14 protein-coding genes are annotated in these 20752 nt (G+C 45.1%); 10 read left to right on the top strand and 4 right to left on the bottom strand.

Annotated features, from left to right (window positions below; genetic code table 11):
* Window positions 1-92: 92 nt before the first annotated feature.
* The 3 genes from nuoC to ndhC all read right to left on the bottom strand — a co-directional run bounded on the left by nuoC (window position 93) and on the right by ndhC (window position 3406).
* Complete coding sequence (gene nuoC, locus AB8P72_RS03285; protein ID WP_144297226.1) at window positions 93-1895, bottom strand: NADH-quinone oxidoreductase subunit C/D; 1803 nt, start codon at window positions 1893-1895, stop codon at window positions 93-95.
* Window positions 1896-2001: 106 nt separating this feature from the next.
* A complete protein-coding gene (locus tag AB8P72_RS03280) occupies window positions 2002-2670 on the bottom strand; it encodes an NADH-quinone oxidoreductase subunit B family protein (RefSeq protein ID WP_068406534.1) in 669 nt (222 codons plus the stop codon).
* A gap of 124 nt (window positions 2671-2794) precedes the next feature.
* On the bottom strand, window positions 2795-3406 hold the full coding sequence (gene ndhC / locus AB8P72_RS03275) for an NADH-quinone oxidoreductase subunit A (protein ID WP_102077400.1): 612 nt from the start codon (window positions 3404-3406) through the stop codon (window positions 2795-2797).
* Between the two features lie 943 nt (window positions 3407-4349).
* Here ndhC and AB8P72_RS03270 point away from each other — a divergent pair.
* From AB8P72_RS03270 to argB, 5 genes are all read left to right on the top strand, one after another.
* Window positions 4350-6383 carry a UvrD-helicase domain-containing protein gene (locus tag AB8P72_RS03270; protein WP_369957970.1) on the top strand — a complete coding sequence of 678 codons (2034 nt, stop codon included), beginning with the start codon at window positions 4350-4352 and terminating at the stop codon, window positions 6381-6383.
* 93 nt (window positions 6384-6476) lie between these two features.
* Window positions 6477-7880, top strand: a complete 1404-nt coding sequence (gene mgtE, locus AB8P72_RS03265; RefSeq protein WP_369957969.1) for a magnesium transporter — start codon at window positions 6477-6479, stop codon at window positions 7878-7880.
* Window positions 7881-8029: 149 nt separating this feature from the next.
* Complete coding sequence (dut, locus tag AB8P72_RS03260) at window positions 8030-8494, top strand: dUTP diphosphatase (RefSeq protein ID WP_068406547.1); 465 nt, start codon at window positions 8030-8032, stop codon at window positions 8492-8494.
* Between the two features lie 129 nt (window positions 8495-8623).
* Complete coding sequence (locus tag AB8P72_RS03255; RefSeq protein ID WP_369957968.1) at window positions 8624-10372, top strand: phosphomannomutase; 1749 nt, start codon at window positions 8624-8626, stop codon at window positions 10370-10372.
* Between the two features lie 109 nt (window positions 10373-10481).
* Window positions 10482-11393 (top strand): acetylglutamate kinase, encoded by a 912-nt coding sequence (gene argB / locus AB8P72_RS03250; RefSeq protein ID WP_191692460.1) that lies wholly within the window; start codon window positions 10482-10484, stop codon window positions 11391-11393.
* Window positions 11394-11474: 81 nt separating this feature from the next.
* Here the strand turns inward: argB and AB8P72_RS03245 are convergent, their stop codons facing one another.
* Entirely contained in the window at window positions 11475-11846 is a 372-nt protein-coding gene (locus AB8P72_RS03245) for an arsenate reductase (protein ID WP_369957967.1), read from the bottom strand.
* A 227-nt stretch (window positions 11847-12073) separates the two neighbouring features.
* Between AB8P72_RS03245 and leuS the strand changes: the two genes are divergently transcribed.
* The 5 genes from leuS (at window position 12074) to AB8P72_RS03220 (ending at window position 20584) form a co-directional block, all read left to right on the top strand.
* Window positions 12074-14791 carry a leucine--tRNA ligase gene (gene leuS, locus AB8P72_RS03240; RefSeq protein WP_369957966.1) on the top strand — a complete coding sequence of 906 codons (2718 nt, stop codon included), beginning with the start codon at window positions 12074-12076 and terminating at the stop codon, window positions 14789-14791.
* A gap of 97 nt (window positions 14792-14888) precedes the next feature.
* Window positions 14889-15608 carry a hypothetical protein gene (locus AB8P72_RS03235; RefSeq protein ID WP_369957965.1) on the top strand — a complete coding sequence of 240 codons (720 nt, stop codon included), beginning with the start codon at window positions 14889-14891 and terminating at the stop codon, window positions 15606-15608.
* Between the two features lie 154 nt (window positions 15609-15762).
* Entirely contained in the window at window positions 15763-16842 is a 1080-nt protein-coding gene (locus AB8P72_RS03230) for a DNA polymerase III subunit delta (protein ID WP_369957964.1), read from the top strand.
* 249 nt (window positions 16843-17091) lie between these two features.
* Window positions 17092-18489, top strand: a complete 1398-nt coding sequence (locus tag AB8P72_RS03225) for an efflux RND transporter periplasmic adaptor subunit (RefSeq protein ID WP_369957963.1) — start codon at window positions 17092-17094, stop codon at window positions 18487-18489.
* A 100-nt stretch (window positions 18490-18589) separates the two neighbouring features.
* Window positions 18590-20584 carry a MacB family efflux pump subunit gene (locus tag AB8P72_RS03220; RefSeq protein WP_369957962.1) on the top strand — a complete coding sequence of 665 codons (1995 nt, stop codon included), beginning with the start codon at window positions 18590-18592 and terminating at the stop codon, window positions 20582-20584.
* Window positions 20585-20752: the final 168 nt, after the last annotated feature.

The raw sequence follows: 20752 nt of genomic DNA, 5'->3' as shown, positions 1-20752 counted from the left end.
GCGCTTGGTGCAGCAACAGCGTTTTGGTGTGCCAGTCTGGCGATAACATATTAATAAAACTTGGCGTACTTTTAATATTTAACATCTAGCACTTAACGGTCACAATCGGCCATGACAATATCAATCGATGCCAAATACATAATGGCATCAGAGACCAACGAGCCATTAATCACCGATGGCATCTGCTGCAAATGCGCAAATGTCGGCGTACGGATACGGGTACGGTAGCTCATCGTCGCTTTATCTGAGGTGATGTAATAGCTGTTCAGACCTTTGGTTGCTTCCACAATCGTGGTGCACTCACCTGCTGGCATCACAGGACCCCAAGAAACCGAGATAAAGTGATTAATCAAAGTCTCGATATCGTTTAAGGTACGGTCTTTCGGCGGTGGTACAGCCAACGGATGATCCGCCTTATAAGGACCTTGCGGCATATTATCCATACATTGGCGGATGATACGTAGCGACTGGCGCATCTCTTCGATTTTTACCATACAACGATCATAAGCATCGCCGTTATAGCCGACTGGAATCTCAAAGTCGTAGTTCTCATAGCCCATATACGGACGCGCTTTACGTAAATCAAAATCCAAACCTGTCGCACGTAAACCTGCGCCGGTAACGCCCCATGCCAATGCTTGCTTGGTGTTGTACTGGGCAACGCCTTGGGTACGCCCTTTTAGCACACTGTTTTGTAGTGCCGCTTTAACGTATTCATCCAAACGTTTTGGCATCCAGTCTAGGAACTCACGAACCAAACGCTGCCAACCGCGCGGTAAATCGTGTGCTGTACCGCCGATACGGAACCAAGCAGGATGCATACGGTAGCCAGTCACCGCTTCGATGACGTCATAAGCTTTTTGGCGATCGGTAAACATATAAAATACCGGCGTCATACCGCCAGCATCCTGAATAAAGGTACCGACAAACAGCAAGTTATTGGTAATACGGAAAAACTCACTCATCATCACACGGATGGTTTCAGCGCGAGGCGGCACCGTAATACCAGCAAGCTTTTCGACTGACATAATATACGGTAGCTCATTCATCACACCGCCGAGGTAATCAATACGGTCGGTATAAGGAATATAAGAATGCCACGTTTGACGCTCAGCCATTTTTTCGGCGCCGCGATGGTGATAGCCGATATCAGGAATACAGTCGACGACTTCTTCACCGTCAAGCTGTAGCACTAAACGGAAAGCTCCGTGAGCCGATGGATGGTTAGGACCGATGTTCAAAAACATAAAGTCTTCATCACGGCCCGAGCGCTTCATGCCCCATTCTTCAGGGACAAAGCGCAGGTTTTCTTGCTCATATTGTTGCTTGGCGTTATTTAAGAAATACGGGGTAAATTCCGTCGCCCGCGCATGATATTCTTTACGCAGCGGATGACCTTCCCAATATTTTGGCAATAAAATACGGGTTAAATGCGGATGACCACTAAAGACAATGCCGAACATATCCCAGACTTCACGCTCATACCAGTTAGCATTTGGCCAAATTTTAGTCGCGCTTGGTACGTTGAGATCCTCCTCGCTTAGGGCGACTTTGATACGCACATCGCTATTACGCTCAAGCGACATCAAGTGGTAAAACACTGTAAAATCACTGTCTGGCAAACCTTGACGATGCTGACGCAAGCGCTCATCTATCGCGGATAAGTCAAAGAGCATAACGTAAGGTTTTGGCAATTTACGCAGGTATAATAAGACGTCTAATAAGTCGGCACGCGCCACCCACACCGTTGGAATCTCATCCACCGTGTGCTGTACGACAAACTTACCAGCATATTTTTCTTCCAGCTCTTTGATAACTGCTGGGACAGGTTTGATCTTATCCCTGTTGTTAGGATCCATGTTATTAGGATCTATGTTTTCAACTACCGTGACCATGAATGATGTCTTCCTTCATTAATCATAACCCAGCTATGTCAATCATAACCGAGCTGTGATAAGCGTACGCGCACTTCTAAGAATTATGAACAATTGAGCTAATAAACTAGATACTGTCTGGGCTACGCAAGTTTTTCACCGCAATACGGTCCGCTTGCTTACGGTCACGCTCAGGCGTCATTTGCGGCTGATAAATGCCCTGCTCATTAACATGAATACCCAGCGGACGACGCTCTTTAGTAATCGACTCTTGCAGTAGCATCAAACCTTGAATCAAAGCTTCTGGACGCGGTGGGCAACCGGGCACATAAACATCGACAGGAATGATTTTATCGACGCCTTGCACCACTGAATAGATGTCATACATACCGCCCGAGTTGGCACACGCGCCCATCGAGATGACCCATTTTGGCTCAAGCATTTGCTCATAAAGGCGCTGAATAACCGGTGCCATTTTCACAAAGCAAGTACCAGCGACAATCATTACGTCTGCCTGACGGGGTGAGGCGCGGATAACTTCGGCACCAAAACGTGACAAATCATGAACCGCGGTTAAGGTGGTGGCATATTCGACATAACAGCAAGAGGTACCAAAGTTAAATGGCCACAGTGAGTGCTTGCGCCCCCAGTTTGCTGTTGAATGGACAAGGTCTTCAAGACGACCCATAAAGACGTTTTTATTGACTTCTTCTTCGATAGGGTCATTGACCGTTTGACTGGTCTGTGCAGGATAGATATCTGCATCAGGGTTGGCTTTTGTTAATGTGTATTTCATAACATACAACCTTTATTTTAAGCGCTGCGTGACAAGTATTTATCATCACTAGCGCCATAACTTCTATTATTAATAAATGACCATTTAGGTATAAACAAGACTGTTATAAGCAATGAACTTAAAGCTAGTCTTGTTGTGCAGCAGTGGCAAAATCCACTGACGTCACATTACCCGTGGTATTAATATGATCGATATTTTGTAAATGGCGACGATTGGTCTCGATATTGTTTGAGACATTAATTTGCCCTGAAGACTGCGCCGGTATCTTGCCTGTTGGGTCAACCATCAGCTCATCAACGCCATCAAACTTGGTGATGTCGGCCAAATTAAAACCGGCTGGCGCCGCATATAGACGCGCTTGTTTACGGCGTTTATCCGCTGGTGCCCAGTTCATCGCGCCCAGACTCAGCTCATATATCAGACCGATGATTAAGATTGTGATAAAGATGGCGGCGGCAGCAAACCCTAACCAGCCGGCTTCGCGCACTGAAACGGCATACGCATAAAGATAAAGCGCTTCTAAATCGAAAATCACAAAGAAAATCGCCACCAAATAGAATTTTGCAGACAAACGAATGCGGGCATTGCCAGCTCCGACAACACCCGCTTCAAATATCTCTTCTTTTTGTGTACCCTGAGAGCGACCGCCAAGCAAGCGCGGAACGACCAGCATAAAGACAACTAGCCCAATGGCGGCTAAAATAAAAGCAATTGCTGACCAATTAAAAGCAGACATGATAATACGTGCTCCTCACCCAATCGAGTGTCAAGCGCACCGCGAATACTCACGAATAATGGTGGTAATGGCGATAAGCATAACGCAGACGAAAACACAAAGTAGCTGTCATTGATTCATTTTTGAGCAAATATATTTAAACAACTCAAGGACTGTGATAAACCCATGACTATTATAGCTACTGTGCTGGTAATAACCAATTATCAAGCTTATTGACGACGATGTCAGACATGACCAGCTATAGATATTCCGGCATGCACGCGGATAAAAGGCTGGTCGCCCAACGCATCTTTTAACAACGTAAGATCAACGTATTAAATCAATATCGTATTTATTGGCGTACTTAATTGATTTAATAGCTCATACACGTGGTCAACAATGACGTGACAACTGGCATAAATTATTTACGTACTATACGCATATCGGCAATCAAAAGCTAGTTTTTAACTGCATTGCATGGTCATTTTATCTGCAAAAAAAATATGTTTTTTTTACCATAAACTATGTTATAGACGTTACCTTATATTACGTGCGAATCTGAATTTTTATGTGGACGCTGCTATATATAGTGTAAGCTGCGCAAAGCAAACACTTTTTTAACTCAAAACCCGCTGCCAACTCCTCGCCCAAAGACAGGATTTTTGCTTTATAATAGCCCACCTCATTTTGACGCTTTGGCGTTATTTGAACACACATTTTGTTACCCTTTATTATTGGGTGTACTTTACCGAAAATATCGTCTTTATTAAAAATACCATCCTTATTGACGTTATGATTTTTATTATTATCATCTTAATAAAATCAGCGTTTGATTAAAATCATCGTTGTAGCCCAAGCATCGCAGCCTTTTATCATATTTTGCTTAACAACGCCCTTCGTCAACGATGCTACTATCCGTTATCCGTTTTATCTTCTTTTTTGCTTTTGTCTTACAGGTCATCTTATGAGTCAACTTAATCCCAAACAACAAGAAGCCATGCTTTATGTCTCAGGACCTTTATTGGTATTGGCTGGGGCAGGCTCCGGTAAAACCTCGGTGATTACCCGTAAAATCGCTTATCTCATCGAAGAATGCAACATGCCAGCCGAGCGTATCACCGCGGTGACCTTTACCAATAAAGCGGCGCGTGAGATGAAAGCGCGGGTCAGTAAATTGCTGCCAAGTGAAAAAACCCGCGGTCTGACGGTATCGACATTTCATCAATTTGGCTTGCAGTTTTTGCGTTACGAGCTGATTCATACGCCATTGAAAGGCAACTTTTCCATCATGGACAGCGATGACAGCAAGCGGCTCTTAATGGAGCTGATGATGCGTGACAATTTAAGCGGCGCCGAAAGCCGTGAGCTGGTTGGCAAAGCGATAAAAATGATTTCTGACTGGAAAAACGATCTGATTGAACCGGATAAGGCAATGGAAACCTTAGACGATCCAGAAGATATGATCTTTGCCACCCTTTATGCCTTATACGAGCGTAACCTACGCGCTTATAATGCCGTAGATTTTGATGATTTGATTGTACTGCCAACCAAAATCTTACGTGAAAACGCTGAGCTGCGTGATAAATGGCAAAACCGTATTCGTTATTTATTGGTCGATGAATATCAAGATACCAATACCGCCCAATATGAGATGATTAAATATCTGGTCGGACCGCAAGGGCGCTTTACTGTCGTAGGTGACGACGACCAATCTATCTATGCCTGGCGCGGCGCCAAGCCTGAAAATATGGCGCTACTCAAAGAAGATTTCCCGAAATTAAAAATCGTTATGCTTGAGCAAAATTATCGTTCAACCACGCGTATTTTGACCTCTGCTAACGCTGTTATTACCAATAACGAGCATTTATTTGAAAAGAAACTGTGGTCAGATAAAGGTCAGGGCGAAAAAATTCGTATTATTAATTGCCGTAATGACGACGATGAATCTGAGCGCGTGGCAAAAGAAATCGTCACCCATAAACTGCGTTTTGGTAATGAATGGGAACAATACGCCGTTCTTTATCGCAGTAACTTTCAGGCGCGCATGCTTGAGGCGCAATTACGCCAATTGCAAGTGCCGTATAAATTATCGGGTGGTCAGTCGTTCTTTGCCCGTAGTGAAATCAAAGATATCATGGGTTATCTGCGTCTGATTTTAAACCCCGAAGACGACAGCGCGTTTTTACGCATTATCAATACGCCTAAACGCGGCATGGGACCAGCGACGCTTGAAAAGCTTGGTTTATTTTCGCAAGAGCATAGCATTTCGCTACTCGCCTCTTGTACCCACGCTGGTCTTGCTCACGTCTTGCCGTCAAAAGCCTATGGTACCTTAAAAGAGTTTGGCGATTTCATCGAGCATTATACCCGTGCGCTCGATCAGCACCCCGACCCCGTGCCTATCGTCCGTCAAATGATTGACGAAACCGGCTATATCGACTTTGTCCGTAGCGACGCCAAAACGCCGCAACAAGAAAAAAACCGCATCGATAATATCGACATGCTCTATACCAGTATTCAGTCATTGATTAATCGCGCTGAAGAAGATGAAGACCGTACCATTGATACTATTATTCGCAAATTGGTGCTCCTTGACATGCTCGAGCAGCAGCAAGAAGAAGAGAATACCAATAAAGTGAACCTCATGACCTTACATGCGGCAAAAGGCTTGGAGTTTGATTTTGTCTATATCATGGGACTTGAGGAAGAAATGCTACCGCACCGCAACTCTATCCTCAGTGAAACGATTGAGGAAGAACGCCGCTTAATGTACGTGGGTATTACCCGCGCTCGCCGTGAGCTGACATTAACGCTTGCGACCCAGCGCCGTGCAGGCGGGCAAATGCGCGTGACCTCTGAATCACGTTTTTTGGATGAATTGCCAGAAGATCATATCGACTGGCCGGCCAAAGCGAAAAAGAAAAAAGCCAGCAAAGACCCTGAAAAAGTCGCTGATGAATACTTGGCCAATATTCGTGCTTTACTAGGTAATCGTTAAGTTTAAAACTTAAGCGATACCCTGTTTACCGCTCTTTACATGAGCGGTAAACTCAATTTTTATACGAATATCTTTTAAAAATTTGGAACCTTTATGCCGACCTCGACGACGAATCCTGAACGACCATTGACCCGACAGGCTGACTATAATCCGGCAGAAGCAAGCGGCGAATATAAGTTATTATATTTGCAAGAATTGGTAGCAGAAAAAGCGTACGCGGCGATTACTGAGTTTTTAGAAAAGCAATCAGAATATGAGATTGCTAGCTTACTTGAATCCTTCCCAAGCCAAAATCGCTTACTGATTTGGGCGCAAGTACCAGAAAATATCAAAGGTGAAGTACTGGCTGAGCTGGAGTTTGATACCCGCCAGCCGCTGTTGGAGAATGTTTCTTCAAAAGAGATATCGCTGTTTACCCAAGACCTTGATGCGCAAGATATCTCCGAGATTTTAGACACCGTTACCGAAAGTGTGCGCACCTCGGTGATGGCAACCTTGGATGAAGACATCCGAGTGCAGGTCAATAAACTCGATACTTATGAAGACTGGGAAGTCGGCAGTTATATGGATCCTGACCTCATTCAAGTCAGGGACGACATCACCCTTGCAGAAGTACAAAACTGGCTGCGAGAGAATGCTGATTTGCTCGATGATGAAAGCCAAGAGCTGTTGGTCGTCGACCAAAGCCAGCAGCTGCTTGGCTTATTGAGTCTGGCGGATTTGATTAAACACCAGCAAAGCACCTTAGTCGCCGACTTGATTCATAGTGCTATCACTGTCAATGATCGCATAGATATTCAAGATGCGGCGTCGATTTTCCGCTCAGAAGATATTCGCTTTGCCCCAGTGATTAACAGCCACGGCGAGCTGGTCGGACAGTTAAACGGCGAAGATATCATGGAGATTATCCAAGATGATGTCGATAGCACCATGAAAAACTTAGCAGGTGTGAGCCAAGATGAAGAGCTGTTTGCGCCTATTTTAACCAGTGCCAAAAGCCGTAGTATTTGGCTTGGTATTAATTTATGTACCGCACTATTGGCGGCCGCGGTGATTGGCCAGTTTGAAGCGGTGCTAGCGAAGGTTGTGGCACTGGCGATATTGATGCCTGTGGTTGCCAGTATGGGCGGGATTGCCGGCTCGCAGACGCTGACGGTGGTCATTCGCGGGATGGCAATGGGTCAAATCGGTGGGTCAAATCGCCTATGGTTATTAAATAAAGAGCTGTGGGTTGGCGCGATAAACGGTATCATATGGGCGATAATCATGGCGATTATTGCGCAATTGTGGTTTCATGATGTTAAAATCAGCGCCGTCATTGGGCTAGCTATCGCGATTAATATGACCGCTGCCAACGTTTCAGGCATTAGTATTCCGCTGATGTTAAAGCGCATGAATATCGACCCTGCGCTGTCCGCCTCGGTTATCTTAACCACCGTGACCGATATTGTCGGCTTTATGTCTTTTTTAGGCTTGGCAAGCGTGTTGATTCTTTAGTCAACCGCCCATGAAAATCTGGAAACTAAAAGTTAACAATCAGCAGCTATTTATCATAATAATAGTTGCTGTTAAGCATTTAAAATCTAACCGTTAGAAATGCGATTCATTCTGTTTATACAACCATTACATCGTTAAGTGAGTGCGTTATGCAAGCTGTACAAGTTAAAGTTTTAAACCCTAAAATTATTGAAGATAAAGCGTTCTCGCTACCGACGCGCGCCACCGATGGCAGCGCAGGTATTGACTTGCGTGCTTGCATTGACGAGCCTTTGACCATTAAAGCTGGGGCGACGCATTTAATAGGCACTGGCCTCGCCGTTTATATCCAAGACCCTAATTTTGCGGGTATGATTTTACCACGCTCAGGTCTCGGTCATAAGCATGGTATCGTCTTGGGTAATTTGGTCGGCTTGATTGATGCTGATTATCAAGGTGAGCTGATGGTCAGTATTTGGAATCGCAGCAATGAAGACTTCGTACTCAACCCAGCAGAACGTATGGCGCAATATGTGGTTGTACCAGTCGCCCGTCCGGAGTTTGAAGTGGTGGCAGAATTTAGTGATACCAGCGCGCGCGGTGCGGGCGGTTTTGGCCATTCTGGTCGTCAGTAGCATTGAATATAAGCATTAAACATTAAGCATCATTGGATTTTCATTTAGCATCAAGCGCAGCAATAACAATAATCAGCGATTTTTCATTCACCACTAGCCCATTTATCACGACTATAAGGAGAGTAAGCGATGCCGTCTTTTGCTGCGCAGCACTCCTTATTTCGTGCTTATGATATTCGTGGGTCGCGCCAGCATTTTACCGATGATTTTATTCATGCCTTGGGAAATGCTTTTGCGTATCTTTATCAAGCTCAGCCAAGCATTTATAAAGAAAATATTGGCGAAAATAGTAGCCGAAGCACTAACGAAAAAACCATCGTCGTCATTGGGTATGATGTGCGCTGTGATAGCGATACCATTGCGCAGACACTTGCTAATATGTTGTCTCAGCATGGTCTACAAGTCATCCAACTAGGACTTGTTACCACGCCGATTATGATTTTTTGGGCGGAGCAATATCAGGGTCATGGCATTATCGTCACTGCCAGCCATTCTGCTAAAGATATTTTAGGGGTTAAATGGTTACTCAATCATATCTCTCCTAGCAGTGCAGACATTCAAGCGCTATATCATCAACTAGGTATTGATAATGCGCAAAATCCGTCTTTGGACAGCTTTGCTAAGCCTATTTATTATAAACAGCAACATTTGCCTGCTAAGCAAGTTGCCAGCGCTTATAGCGACGCCATTACGCAAGTCTTTAAGCAAATTCATCAACATAACAATCAGCTTCTTAACCAAACTAAAGAAGGTAGCCAACTACCCTCCTCCAAACTTGATTTAGTGGTGGTTATTGATTGTTTGCATGGCGCCACCAGCAATATCGCCAAGCCTTTATTTGACCATTTTTGCCAAAATATCATCATGTTGAATGATACGCCAGACGGTAATTTTCCTACTGGCAATCCGGACCCGACTGAGCCGCAGCGTCTTAAAAAGTTACAGCAAAGCGTACTTTTTCATCAGGCAGATATAGGTATTGCCTTTGATGGTGATGGCGATCGATTAATGGTGGTCGATAATCAGGGCAAAGTCGTCACACCTGACCACCTGCTTTATCTATTAGCAAAAATAGCGGTTATTGAAAGTCCGCAAACATTAAAAAGTTCGTTATCAAGCGCGCAAGTGCTCTTTGATATTAAATGCTGTCATCATTTACCAAAGCTCATTACTGAACTTGGCGCAACGCCTGTGATTAGTAAAACAGGTAGCAGCCTGATGCGGCAACAAATGCAAGATTCTGACAGTCAAATTATCTTTGCCGGTGAGTTATCTGGGCATTTTATTTTTAATGATAGCCGCTTTATACTTTACGATGACGCCATGTATGCAGCACTACGACTGCTCCATTGGTTGGGAAAATCTCAAGGTACTCAGTCAACTCGTACAAAAAGCCTAGCCGATATTATTAAAGGTTTACCGGTTATCGTCAGTACCGCTGACCATTATTTACCGCTACCAAAAACCATAGCTAACGACTGCTCTATCGTGCAGCAACTGGCAAGATTTTGTCAGTATTTACAGCAATTGGTTCATGCGACATCAACTGCCATTATTGAGCAACTAGACCCGCAAACTGTCGTTGCTTGTGCGCCGTCACTTTGTACGTGCTCGCAGCAAAGCCAATCTACTACTTTAGAGCAGGCGCAAACGCTATTGCCAGTGGGCACCAAGCTTAGCTGTATCGATGGCGTGCGCTTAGATTTTGCGCGCGGGTTTGGCGTATTGCGCCAATCAAATACCAGTCAAAATCTGACCGTGCGCTTTGCTGGTGATAGCATCGACGACCTTATCGACATTCAAACGAGATTTGCCGCCTTATGCCGCCCCTTTAACAAGACGCTAGCGATGCAAATCTTGGCTATTGTTGCTGAATAGGTATTATTTAACCTTAACTTTATTAGAAAACGCCTTATTAGAGAACGCCAAAGAGAAACAAAAACTCTCAATCAATCCACCGCTTAACCCTGTCTTTTAGGAGCTTGTCATGACGCTTAATTTGGATGAAGCCAAAATTACCGCAGAAGTATTAACCACGGCGCTGCCTTATATTCAACGCTTTGTTGATAAGCTCATCGTCGTCAAATACGGCGGCAATGCCATGACCGATCCTGCGCTTGAAAGCTCGTTTGCCCGTGATATCGTGTTATTAAAAACCGTTGGTATGCATCCTGTGGTCGTACACGGCGGTGGTCCACAAGTCGATAACTTGTTAAAAGAGCTTGGTCGTCAATCTGATCGTATCGACGGCATGCGCGTGACTGACAAAAGCACGATGGATATCGTTGAGATGGTATTGGGCGGTAGCGTCAATAAGTCTATCGTTAGCTTAATCAACAAGCATGGTGGGCGCGCGATTGGTCTGACGGGTAAAGACGCCAATTTAATCTTAGCTAAAAAGCTAATGATGGAAAAAATCGGCGCAGATGGCGTGGCAGTTCCCGTTGATTTAGGCTTTGTCGGTGATGTGGTCAGCGTTAATAAAGACGTGATTAATATGCTGATTGCCTCTGATTTTATCCCTGTTATCGCGCCGCTTGGGGTCGATTCTGAGGGCAATACTTATAATATCAATGCCGATTTGGTCGCTGGTAAAGTCGCAGAATTCTTGCAAGCAGAAAAGCTGATGCTACTGACCAACATTAAAGGCGTGTTGGGCCGTGATGGCGAAGTGGTCACTGGCTTGACCCCAAAGAAAGTCGATGGTCTTATTGAAGATGGTATTATCTCAGGTGGTATGATTCCTAAGATTCAATGCGCGCTTGACGCGGTACGTAGCGGCGTAAAAAGCGCGGTTATTGTCGATGGTCGTGTGCCACATGCCACGCTACTCGAGATTTTTACCAACGAAGGCGTCGGCACCTTGATTAGCCGTGATTTAGATTCATCAATGAGCTAGTGAGCTGTGGTAATTTTTAGTATACAAAAGCCCGAGCTTAACATTTAAGTTCGGGCTTTAGTGCTTGTTTAAAAACCTACCTTACGAAAAAGCTTTATCAAACTCATCTTCATCAAAACCGCATAACAGTATCGGCTGAATTTTATCTGCCAGTTGACCTTCAACGATCGGACGCTTAATCATACTGGTATTTTCTATCAGCAAATCAATGGCGTTATCCACATCGCTATCGGCCGCTTGTTTTTGCTCGTCGGTGAGCTTGCGCCAAGTGGTGCCGCGTTTATTTAGAACTTTATCGATACCAAGCTCGTTTACCCAACGCTGTACGCTTTCCTTATCAATGCCTTGTTTTTTATAGTCATGAAAATCGTAGCTAACGCCTAGCTCATCAAGTTTGGTAAAGGCTTTTTTCATGGTGCTACAAGATTTGATACCGTAAATGGTGAGGGTCATAGAAACTCCAAATCAATGATCGTTATTTTGTTTATTATACCTAACAGTGATGAGCATTTGGTTTATGACGACGAAAACAGTCATAAGCGTATTCACTTTGCAGATTTATCGCCTTTACGGTGAGTAAACGCTCTATCATATCGTCGCAATTTTTGCCAAATTACGCTATGCTATGGCATTGTAAAATTTTACCCAATTTATCTGTAATAACCTATTCCGAGCCAACTATGAGCAACGCCGTGACAGCAGAAACTGCTAATACTACCCATACCAATAATACTTCTATCGATAACGCCCAGTATCAGCCGCAACTTATTGAAGCCGCGCAGCAAGCCAAATGGGCAACTGACAAGCGTTTTGAAGTCAGCAACGAGCCAAGTGACAAGCCAAGTCGCTATATGCTGTCGATGTTCCCTTACCCAAGCGGTAAGCTGCATATGGGTCACGTGCGTAACTATACCATCTCTGATGTGCTAAGCCGTTATTATCGCCTGAAAGGCTATGAGGTCATGCAGCCAATGGGTTGGGATGGTTTTGGTCTGCCAGCAGAAAACGCGGCAATTGCCAATCAGACGCCGCCTGCCAAATGGACATTTGCCAATATTGATAGCATGCGCGCACAGCTTAAATTACTTGGCTTATCGATTGATTGGTCACGCGAATTTGCTACTTGTAGCCCTGAGTATTATCAGTGGGAGCAGTGGTTATTTTTGCAGTTATACAAAAAAGGCTTGGTTTATAAAAAGCTTGCCACCGTCAACTGGGATCCAGTCGACAATACCGTGTTAGCCAATGAGCAAGTCATTGACGGTAAAGGCTGGCGTAGTGGCGCAATGGTCGAAAAGCGCGATATCCCGATGTATTACTTCAACATCACCGATTATGCCGATGAGCTGCTTGATGATTTAGATCAACTAGAAGGTCACTGGCCATCTGAAGTACTGACCATGCAGCGCAATTGGATTGGTCGTAGTGCCGGTATGGAAGTCCATTTCCCTTATGAGCTGGCAGGCGAAACCAATACCTTAGATGTGTTCACGACGCGTCCTGATACCTTGATGGGCGTCACCTATGTCGCCGTTGCGGCCGAGCATCCATTGGCACAATATGCTGCTGAACAAGATGAGGCGATTGCCCAGTTTAATGCGCTGTGTAAAAAAGGCTCAGTTGCTGAAGCAGATTTGGCTAAAGCTGAAAAAATTGGCATGGATACTGGTCTGACCGTCACTCATCCACTGACTGGCGAAGAAGTGCCAGTATGGGTTGCCAACTATGTACTGATGAGCTATGGCTCGGGTGCGGTGATGGCGGTCCCTGCCCATGACGAGCGCGATTACGAGTTTGCGACTAAATACAATTTGCCTATTAAACAAGTGATTGACATTCCTGCTGGCTTTTTAGATCAAGTAGAAGCCGATGCCAAAGCCAATAATACGCAAAGTAACCGCGCTTATACCGAGCGCAATACCTTAGTCAATTCAGGCGAATTTGATGGTATGGACTTCGAGCAAGCGTTTGAAGCCATGCTAGCGAAGCTTGAACCGCAACAGCTTGCCAAGAAAAAAATCCAATACCGTCTGCGCGATTGGGGTGTTTCTCGCCAGCGCTATTGGGGCTGTCCTATCCCCATGGTCAACTGTGAGCATTGCGGTACGGTGCCGGTTGAAGAGCAAGATTTGCCAGTGGTGCTACCAACGGACGTCGTCCCCGACGGTCGTGGTAATCCACTAAAAAATATCCCAGAATTTGTCAATACCACTTGTCCTAAATGTGGCAATCCTGCTGAGCGCGAAACCGATACCTTTGACACCTTTGTCGAATCAAGCTGGTACTATGCGCGCTTTGCCAGTCCGCACGATACAACCAACATGGTCAACAAATCTGCTGCCAATAAATGGTTGCCGGTCGACCAATATATTGGCGGTGTCGAGCATGCGGTTATGCATTTGCTTTATGCGCGATTCTTCCATAAGCTCATGCGCGATGAAAACTTGGTATCAGGCGATGAGCCATTTGCCAATCTGATGACCCAAGGTATGGTACTTGCTGGTACTTTCTACCGCGTCAATGCCGATGGCAGTACCACTTATTACTTCACCGAAGACATCGATATCGACTATAACGAACGCGGTCAGCCGATTAAAGCGACTTTGAAATCTGACGGTCAGCCAGTGACGATTGGTAAAATCGAAAAAATGTCGAAGTCAAAAAACAACGGCGTCGACCCACAACTTACCATTGATAAATATGGCGCGGATACCGTTCGTTTATATACGCTATTTACTGCGCCTGCCGACCAAACCCTTGAATGGTCAGATGATGCGCTAAAAGGCCCTTATAACTTTGTTAAAAAAGTTTGGCGCATTGCGACCGAGCACATGCAAGCGCTTTCTGATGCCAATTTAACCCTTGAGCAGCTTAATAATGCAGCACTCAATACCGATAGCTTAAGCAAAGAAGCCAAAGCCCTACGCCGTAAAACCCATGAAACCATTGGCAAGATTGATAGTGATTTGGGTAAACGTTTAGCACTCAATACGCCAGTTTCTAGCTTAATGGAGCTTGCCAATGAGCTTGCTAACTTTAAAGCAAACGGTGAGCAAGACTTGCAAGTACAGCATGAAGCTTTGATTGATTTATTGATTATCCTCTCGGTATACGCGCCGCACATCGGTGAGCATTTGCTTGAGCAATTAGGTATGGATACCGTTACCCTAGGCTATCCAGAAGTCGATACAAGCGCTCTCGTGCAAGATATGATTACAATGGTGGTGCAGGTGAACGGTAAAATGCGCGGTAAAATGGATGTCGCACCTAATAGCGATCCTGAGCAGCTAAAAGCGCAAGCAAAAGCGCTTGAAGGCGTGGCAAAATTCCTTACAGGCGAGATTAAAAAAGAAATCGTCGTACCGAATAAACTGGTTAATATCGTGGTGGCAGGCTAGACCTTTTAAGGATTAAGTTTTTAAACGCTGCGACTTCAATCATGGCGTTTTCAAACTCTCTTTCTTGGGTCTTCTTATCAAAATAAGGATAGCGATTATGTCGTATCAGCACCGAGCTTTGCAGGCACAGCAAGCAAAATCAGACGGACAAAGCACCATGACTTATAAATCAAGCGCGCAAAAACTGGCAACGATGCTACTGACCGCCTTGCCAATGTTTGCAGTTTTGGGTGCAGGTATTAGTCTTAGCGGTTGCGGCTTTCAGCTACGCGGCTATGATGCGCCGATGTTGTTTGACGTCAACAAAACCGCGGTGATTATCGAAGACAATCGCACCTCATTTCCATTAAAACTGCCCCTCGTCAGTCGCTTAAAAGCGTTAGGGGTCGAGGTTATTGATAATATGACCTTAGCAGATGTCGCTAACAATAACCAAAAAGCAGACGCTGAACCTATTGCGGCAATCACCGTGAACAATGTCCGCTTTAAGCGTTACGAGTTAGTTGGCGTCTTAACAGAGATTCGCTTGGTAATGTCAGCTGATGTTAGCTATCAAAGTGTAGAAAATGGCAAACCGATAACACTAACCAACCCTATCCAAGTTGAGCGTAGCTACCAGTATAACGAAGCATCAGTAAGTACCGATGATCAGCAGGGCGATCAAATTCGTGATTGGCTTTACGATAGTTTAGCACGCCGAATTACTGACCAATATGTGGCAATTGCGCTGCCTAAAGTTGCGCCTAATAGCACCAAATCAGCTATGCAAAATGGTAAAGGCTCAGTATCTACTGTTGTTATCGTACCGCAATCTTAATATTGCTATATTTAGTTTTAAAAATTAAGTTTTTAAAAACATCCTTATTGAAGCTGGCTATATTTAAACACTTTGATTTAAACGCTTTTCTGTTTAAAGCGTTTAAATATAACCAGCTTTAATCACCTATTCATAACCTTGTGTCATTCTCTCTATGCAAGATACCTTTATACAAGCTTATCCAAAACTGCTACAGCCTTCCGTTGCAGTAGCGGGCTTGTGGTTGGCGCACGGTGATGAGCCGTTACTCAGTCAATGGCTTATCGATGCGCTGCGTCCGCATTGGCGCGCACAGAATTACGCTATTAAGCGTATCGAGCTGGTATCAGTGAAGAGTTGGCAAGAAGTGTTGTCAGAGCTTGTCAGTCAGTCTTTATTCGATGATGCAAGTGCGCTTATCGTAACAGGCAACCATAAACCTGATAAAGCCGTTATTGCCGAGCTTGAACGTTTTGCCATCGATGCGCAGACAGGGGCGCATAGCCATAGCTTGTTATGGCTCACACCAAAGCAAGACAAACGCGCGCAGACCAGCAAATGGTTTGCACCGTTTGCGCAATATGGTCATATTATCGATTGCAATTTGTATAACGAGCAGCAGCGCCAGCAGTTATTGCAGATACAAGCCCAGCAGTTTGGCTTAACCTTATCGCAAGAAGCTTGGCAACTCTTGATGTCACATACCGAACATCATCTGCTTAGTGCCTATCAAACCTTGTGGCGGCTATCGTATTTATTTGCGCCGCAATTGATGGCAGAGGTTGATAGTAAAAATACTAGTCATGAAAACCCTTCTAGCCAGCCTCTGACAAACGTGGCATTAGATATTAATGATTTACAAGCGGCATTGGTCAGTGATGCGCAGTTTAGTGTGTTCGATTTATCCGATGCCATGCTTGCTGGCAATAGCGCCCAAGTTGCCAAAATTATCTTTCAACTTAAAGCCACTGATGAACCAACCACTTTGGTTTTATGGGCAATTAGTAAAGACATGCGCCAGATTATACAACTAATGGATGGACAAGACCCGCAAGCACTTGGCATTTGGCGTAGCAAACAAGGCCTATATCAGCAAGCGTGCCGCCGCCACTCAAAAGCTCAAACGGCCACTTGGCCAGTATTGCTTTATAAATGTGACCAAGCGATTAAGGGTTTGGTGCGCCAACCAGCGTGGGAGTTATTATTACAAGCAGCGCTTGAGCTATCAGGGCAACGTCTGTTTAAAGCCCATTAGACTATCAGGCAAGCAAGCAAAAAAAACGTCTTCCTGTCCCGCGTCATAGTCTAAAGCATTTATTACTAAACAACTCATCACTTTTTCTTATTTAACCCTCTATGTAGGGTTATTTTTTTGTTTAAAATTTAATAATTATTACCGCTACAATTCTTCCTCTTAACGTTTCGCAAACTAATTGCCATTCCCTTTTGGGCGCCAAGCCTCTACTATAGCTACACTTGATTTAACTGTGATTGGATTGTTGTCATGCGCAAAATGAGCAAAAAGTCTGCTATTAAATGGGGCATTATTGCCCTTGTCATCGTAGCTTTAGGGGCTTTAGCCTACAAAACCTTTAAACCAAAAGACACCACACCCAACTATCTAACGGCGACCGCTGAGATTGGCGATATCGAAAATAACGTCATGGCATCGGGTAAAGTAAAGGCGTTAAATACCGTCGATGTTGGGGCGCAGGTATCTGGTGAAGTAACGCGGCTGTTTGTCGACGTCGGCGACGAGGTCAAAAAAGGCGATTTAATTGCGCAGATTGATCAGGTGACACAAAAGAATAATTTAAGTAATGAGCAAGCGAGCCTCGAGCAAAGTGAAGCGGCGTTACAAAGCGCCCGTGCCGAGTCGCTAAGTCGTCAAGCAAGTCTAAAAAGCGCGCAAGCGGATCTTGCCAGCCGTCAAGCTGAATTAAAGCAAGCACAAGCAGACTTCTCACGCTTGCAAGGCTTACTGGCTATCGATGCCATATCACAGCAAGATTACGATACGCAAGCGACCAAAGTTGCTACTGCACAAGCATCAGTCGCCAATGCGCGCGCTGCTATCGATACTGCAGAAGCAGCGATTGCAACAACTGAGGCCAATATCAACAGTCAACAGGCAGCATTACGTAAATCTCAAACCAACGTTAGCACCGCGCAGGAAGATTTAAGCTATACCACCATTCGCGCGCCGATGTCAGGGACGGTAGTATCGGTGACCACTGAGCAAGGGACGACGGTCAACGCCAATCAGACTGCGCCAACCATCGTGACCTTAGCCGATTTATCGACCGTGCGTATCAATGCGCAAATCTCTGAAGCCGACGTCATTAACGTCAAAGCAGGCTTGCCCGTTTATTTTAATATCATCGGTAATCCCGACCAAAAATACGACGCGACCCTCAAAGCCATCGAACCCGCTCCTGAGAAAATCAGCGACACCAGCTCGACCGATGCCGCTATCTACTATGTCGGTTATATCGAAGTCCCTAATACCGAGCGCCGCTTTCGTATCGATATGACTGCGCAAGTTTATATCGTCATCAACCAAGCAAAAAATGCACTACTTATTCCCTCTGCAGCCTTGCAGCCTGACAGTAAATCTCGCAAGTCTGGTAATGCTAAAAAAGGCGCAGCTACTGCTGATACTGCCGCGAGTGTCAATAAGAGTTCTCTTTCGGACAATGACTCTGGTGCAACCACGGCGATGGTACGTGTCCTTAAAGCCGATGGCGAAGTCGTTGAGCAAACGGTCAAAGTCGGTATCAATAACCGGGTTAATGCGGAAATATTAAGCGGTCTAAAAGAAGGTGATGAAGTCATATTAAGCGAGGAAGGTACTGATAAAGGCAAAGGCGGTAAAGGTGGCAGAGGCGGTCGACCCTTCTAGTATTTAAAGTTTGCTAAGAATATTTAAATAAATCGGCGCCAGCAATACATCAGCTTTGGCTTTGATAATGACTTAAGATTTAAGATAAGCAGGATAGCAAATGAGTAATCAACACCCGACGCTTAATGCCACTGGCAAGCCTTTGATGGAAGTCAAAGGCTTGATTAGAGAGTTTCCAGCTGGTGAACAGACCATTCGCGTCTTACATGATATCAATTTGACCATCAACCAAGGTGAGATGGTCGCTATCATTGGCCAATCGGGCTCAGGCAAATCCACCTTGATGAATATCTTGGGCTGTTTAGATCAAGCAACGGCGGGTGATTATAAAATATTTGGTCAATCGGTCAGCCGTCTAGATGCCGATGAGTTGGCAAAACTACGCCGTGAGCACTTTGGTTTTATTTTTCAGCGCTATCATCTGTTGGGTGATATCAACGCCCGCGACAATGTTTCGGTACCCGCAGTCTATGCAGGGATGGATGGACAAGTTCGCAACGAGCGTGCCGAAAAGCTATTGTCAGACTTAGGACTCGGTGACAAGGTCAATAATCGTCCAAGCCAACTCTCAGGTGGTCAGCAGCAGCGTGTCTCTATCGCAAGGGCGCTAATGAATGGCGGCGATATCATCTTAGCCGATGAGCCAACGGGTGCGCTTGATAGTAAATCGGGCGAAGATGTCGTCCAAATCCTCAAAGATTTAAACGCCCAAGGTCATACCATCATCATGGTCACCCACGACCCTAGCCTTGCCGCCCAAGCTGAGCGTGTTATCGAAATCAAAGACGGTTATATCATCGCTGATTATAAAAATGACGATTATCAACATGCAGAACCACAGCCAGCGGCTGTCATAGATAAGCACCGTAAAAGCGCGTTCAGCAGCTTTATCGACCGCTTATTTGAAGCGTTTAAAATGTCCTTGCTGGCCATGCGCGCCCATAAAATGCGCACCTTATTGACGATGTTAGGAATTATCATTGGTATTGCGTCGGTGGTATCAGTCGTCGGTCTCGGTAAAGGTTCACAAGAGCAGATATTGTCCAATATCAGCTCTTTAGGTACCAATACTATCACCGTCACCGACGGCTACCCCTACGGCGACCCTAGGCGGCAGTACAACGATGACAATCTAACGCCGCAAGACGCCCAAGCGGTCGCTGACCAGCCGTATGTGGTCAGTGTCAGCCCGCAGCTCAATAGCAATATGAACGTCCGCTATCGTAATATCCAAGAAGCTGCTAGTATCAGCGGTGTTGGTAAAGACTATCTTGATGTCAGCGGTGAAAAGTTAGCTCTAGGTCAAGGTTTCGATGAACAAAGTATCTTACGCCGTACCCAAGATATTATTATCGATGATAATGCCAATAAAACCTTTTTCCCCGACAATGCCAATCCGATTGGCGAAGTCTTACTCATAGGCAGCGTTCCTGGGCGCGTTATTGGCGTCTTAGAGCCAAACGATGGCGGCTTTCGTCGTAGCGTTGATTCGCCTACGCTCTATATGCCCTACACTACCATGATGTCGCGGCTGATAGGCAGCGCTTATATTGAAAGCTTTGTCGCGCTGATTGATAACAATATCTCCTCTGCCGCCGCTGAAGCTGCTATCTCTGAGCTTATGATAGGTCGGCATGGCACCGATGATTTTCGCATCCGTAACTCAGACTCGATTCGCCAAACCATTGAAGCGACCACCGCAACAATGACCTTGCTGATATCTTCTATCGCTATTATCTCGCTAATCGTCGGCGGTATTGGCGTCATGAACATCATGCTGGTATCAGTGACCGAACGCACCAATGAGATTGGCGTACGGATGGCCGTTGGTGCCCGTCAAAGCGATATTATGCAGCAGTTTCTTATTGAAGCCGTTTTGGTCTGTATTTTAGGCGGGCTATTGGGGATTGGGCTGGCATTTGCCATCGGTGAAATCATCAATCGTGTCGGCGGCGATAGCTTCCAAGTCATTTATTCACCAACATCTATTATTGCCGCCTTTATTTGCTCGACACTGATTGGGGTTGTTTTCGGCTTCTTGCCCGCTCGTAACGCCGCTAAATTAGATCCCGTAGAGGCTCTATCTAGAGATTAGAATAATTTTATGAATAAAGTTAAAGGATAGCGTTAAAAACAAGGGTGAAAATGGCTCTCAAAACGTAATTATTATAAAATTCTAAGGTCTCTAAAAGTCAGTTAACGCTTAAATTTAAAAAAATAGGATTAATTTACACGGATTTGCACTTTTTTTAGCATTCGGGGT

It is taken from the genome of Psychrobacter sp. CLB018, assembly GCF_041222815.1.
GTDB classification, from domain to species: Bacteria; Pseudomonadota; Gammaproteobacteria; order Pseudomonadales; family Moraxellaceae; genus Psychrobacter; species Psychrobacter faecalis.
This window is presented reverse-complemented; position numbering and strand designations above follow the sequence as displayed.

Excerpts from the sequence above, each read along its gene's own strand:
- nuoC (WP_144297226.1), bottom strand. The coding sequence starts at position 1,895 with ATGGTCACGGTAGTTGAAAACATAGATCCTAATAACATGGATCCTAAC.
- AB8P72_RS03280 (WP_068406534.1), bottom strand. The coding sequence starts at position 2,670 with ATGAAATACACATTAACAAAAGCCAACCCTGATGCAGATATCTATCCT.
- ndhC (WP_102077400.1), bottom strand. The coding sequence starts at position 3,406 with ATGTCTGCTTTTAATTGGTCAGCAATTGCTTTTATTTTAGCCGCCATT.
- AB8P72_RS03270 (WP_369957970.1), top strand. The coding sequence starts at position 4,350 with ATGAGTCAACTTAATCCCAAACAACAAGAAGCCATGCTTTATGTCTCA.
- mgtE (WP_369957969.1), top strand. The coding sequence starts at position 6,477 with ATGCCGACCTCGACGACGAATCCTGAACGACCATTGACCCGACAGGCT.
- dut (WP_068406547.1), top strand. The coding sequence starts at position 8,030 with ATGCAAGCTGTACAAGTTAAAGTTTTAAACCCTAAAATTATTGAAGAT.
- AB8P72_RS03255 (WP_369957968.1), top strand. The coding sequence starts at position 8,624 with ATGCCGTCTTTTGCTGCGCAGCACTCCTTATTTCGTGCTTATGATATT.
- argB (WP_191692460.1), top strand. The coding sequence starts at position 10,482 with ATGACGCTTAATTTGGATGAAGCCAAAATTACCGCAGAAGTATTAACC.
- AB8P72_RS03245 (WP_369957967.1), bottom strand. The coding sequence starts at position 11,846 with ATGACCCTCACCATTTACGGTATCAAATCTTGTAGCACCATGAAAAAA.
- leuS (WP_369957966.1), top strand. The coding sequence starts at position 12,074 with ATGAGCAACGCCGTGACAGCAGAAACTGCTAATACTACCCATACCAAT.
- AB8P72_RS03235 (WP_369957965.1), top strand. The coding sequence starts at position 14,889 with ATGTCGTATCAGCACCGAGCTTTGCAGGCACAGCAAGCAAAATCAGAC.
- AB8P72_RS03230 (WP_369957964.1), top strand. The coding sequence starts at position 15,763 with ATGCAAGATACCTTTATACAAGCTTATCCAAAACTGCTACAGCCTTCC.
- AB8P72_RS03225 (WP_369957963.1), top strand. The coding sequence starts at position 17,092 with ATGCGCAAAATGAGCAAAAAGTCTGCTATTAAATGGGGCATTATTGCC.
- AB8P72_RS03220 (WP_369957962.1), top strand. The coding sequence starts at position 18,590 with ATGAGTAATCAACACCCGACGCTTAATGCCACTGGCAAGCCTTTGATG.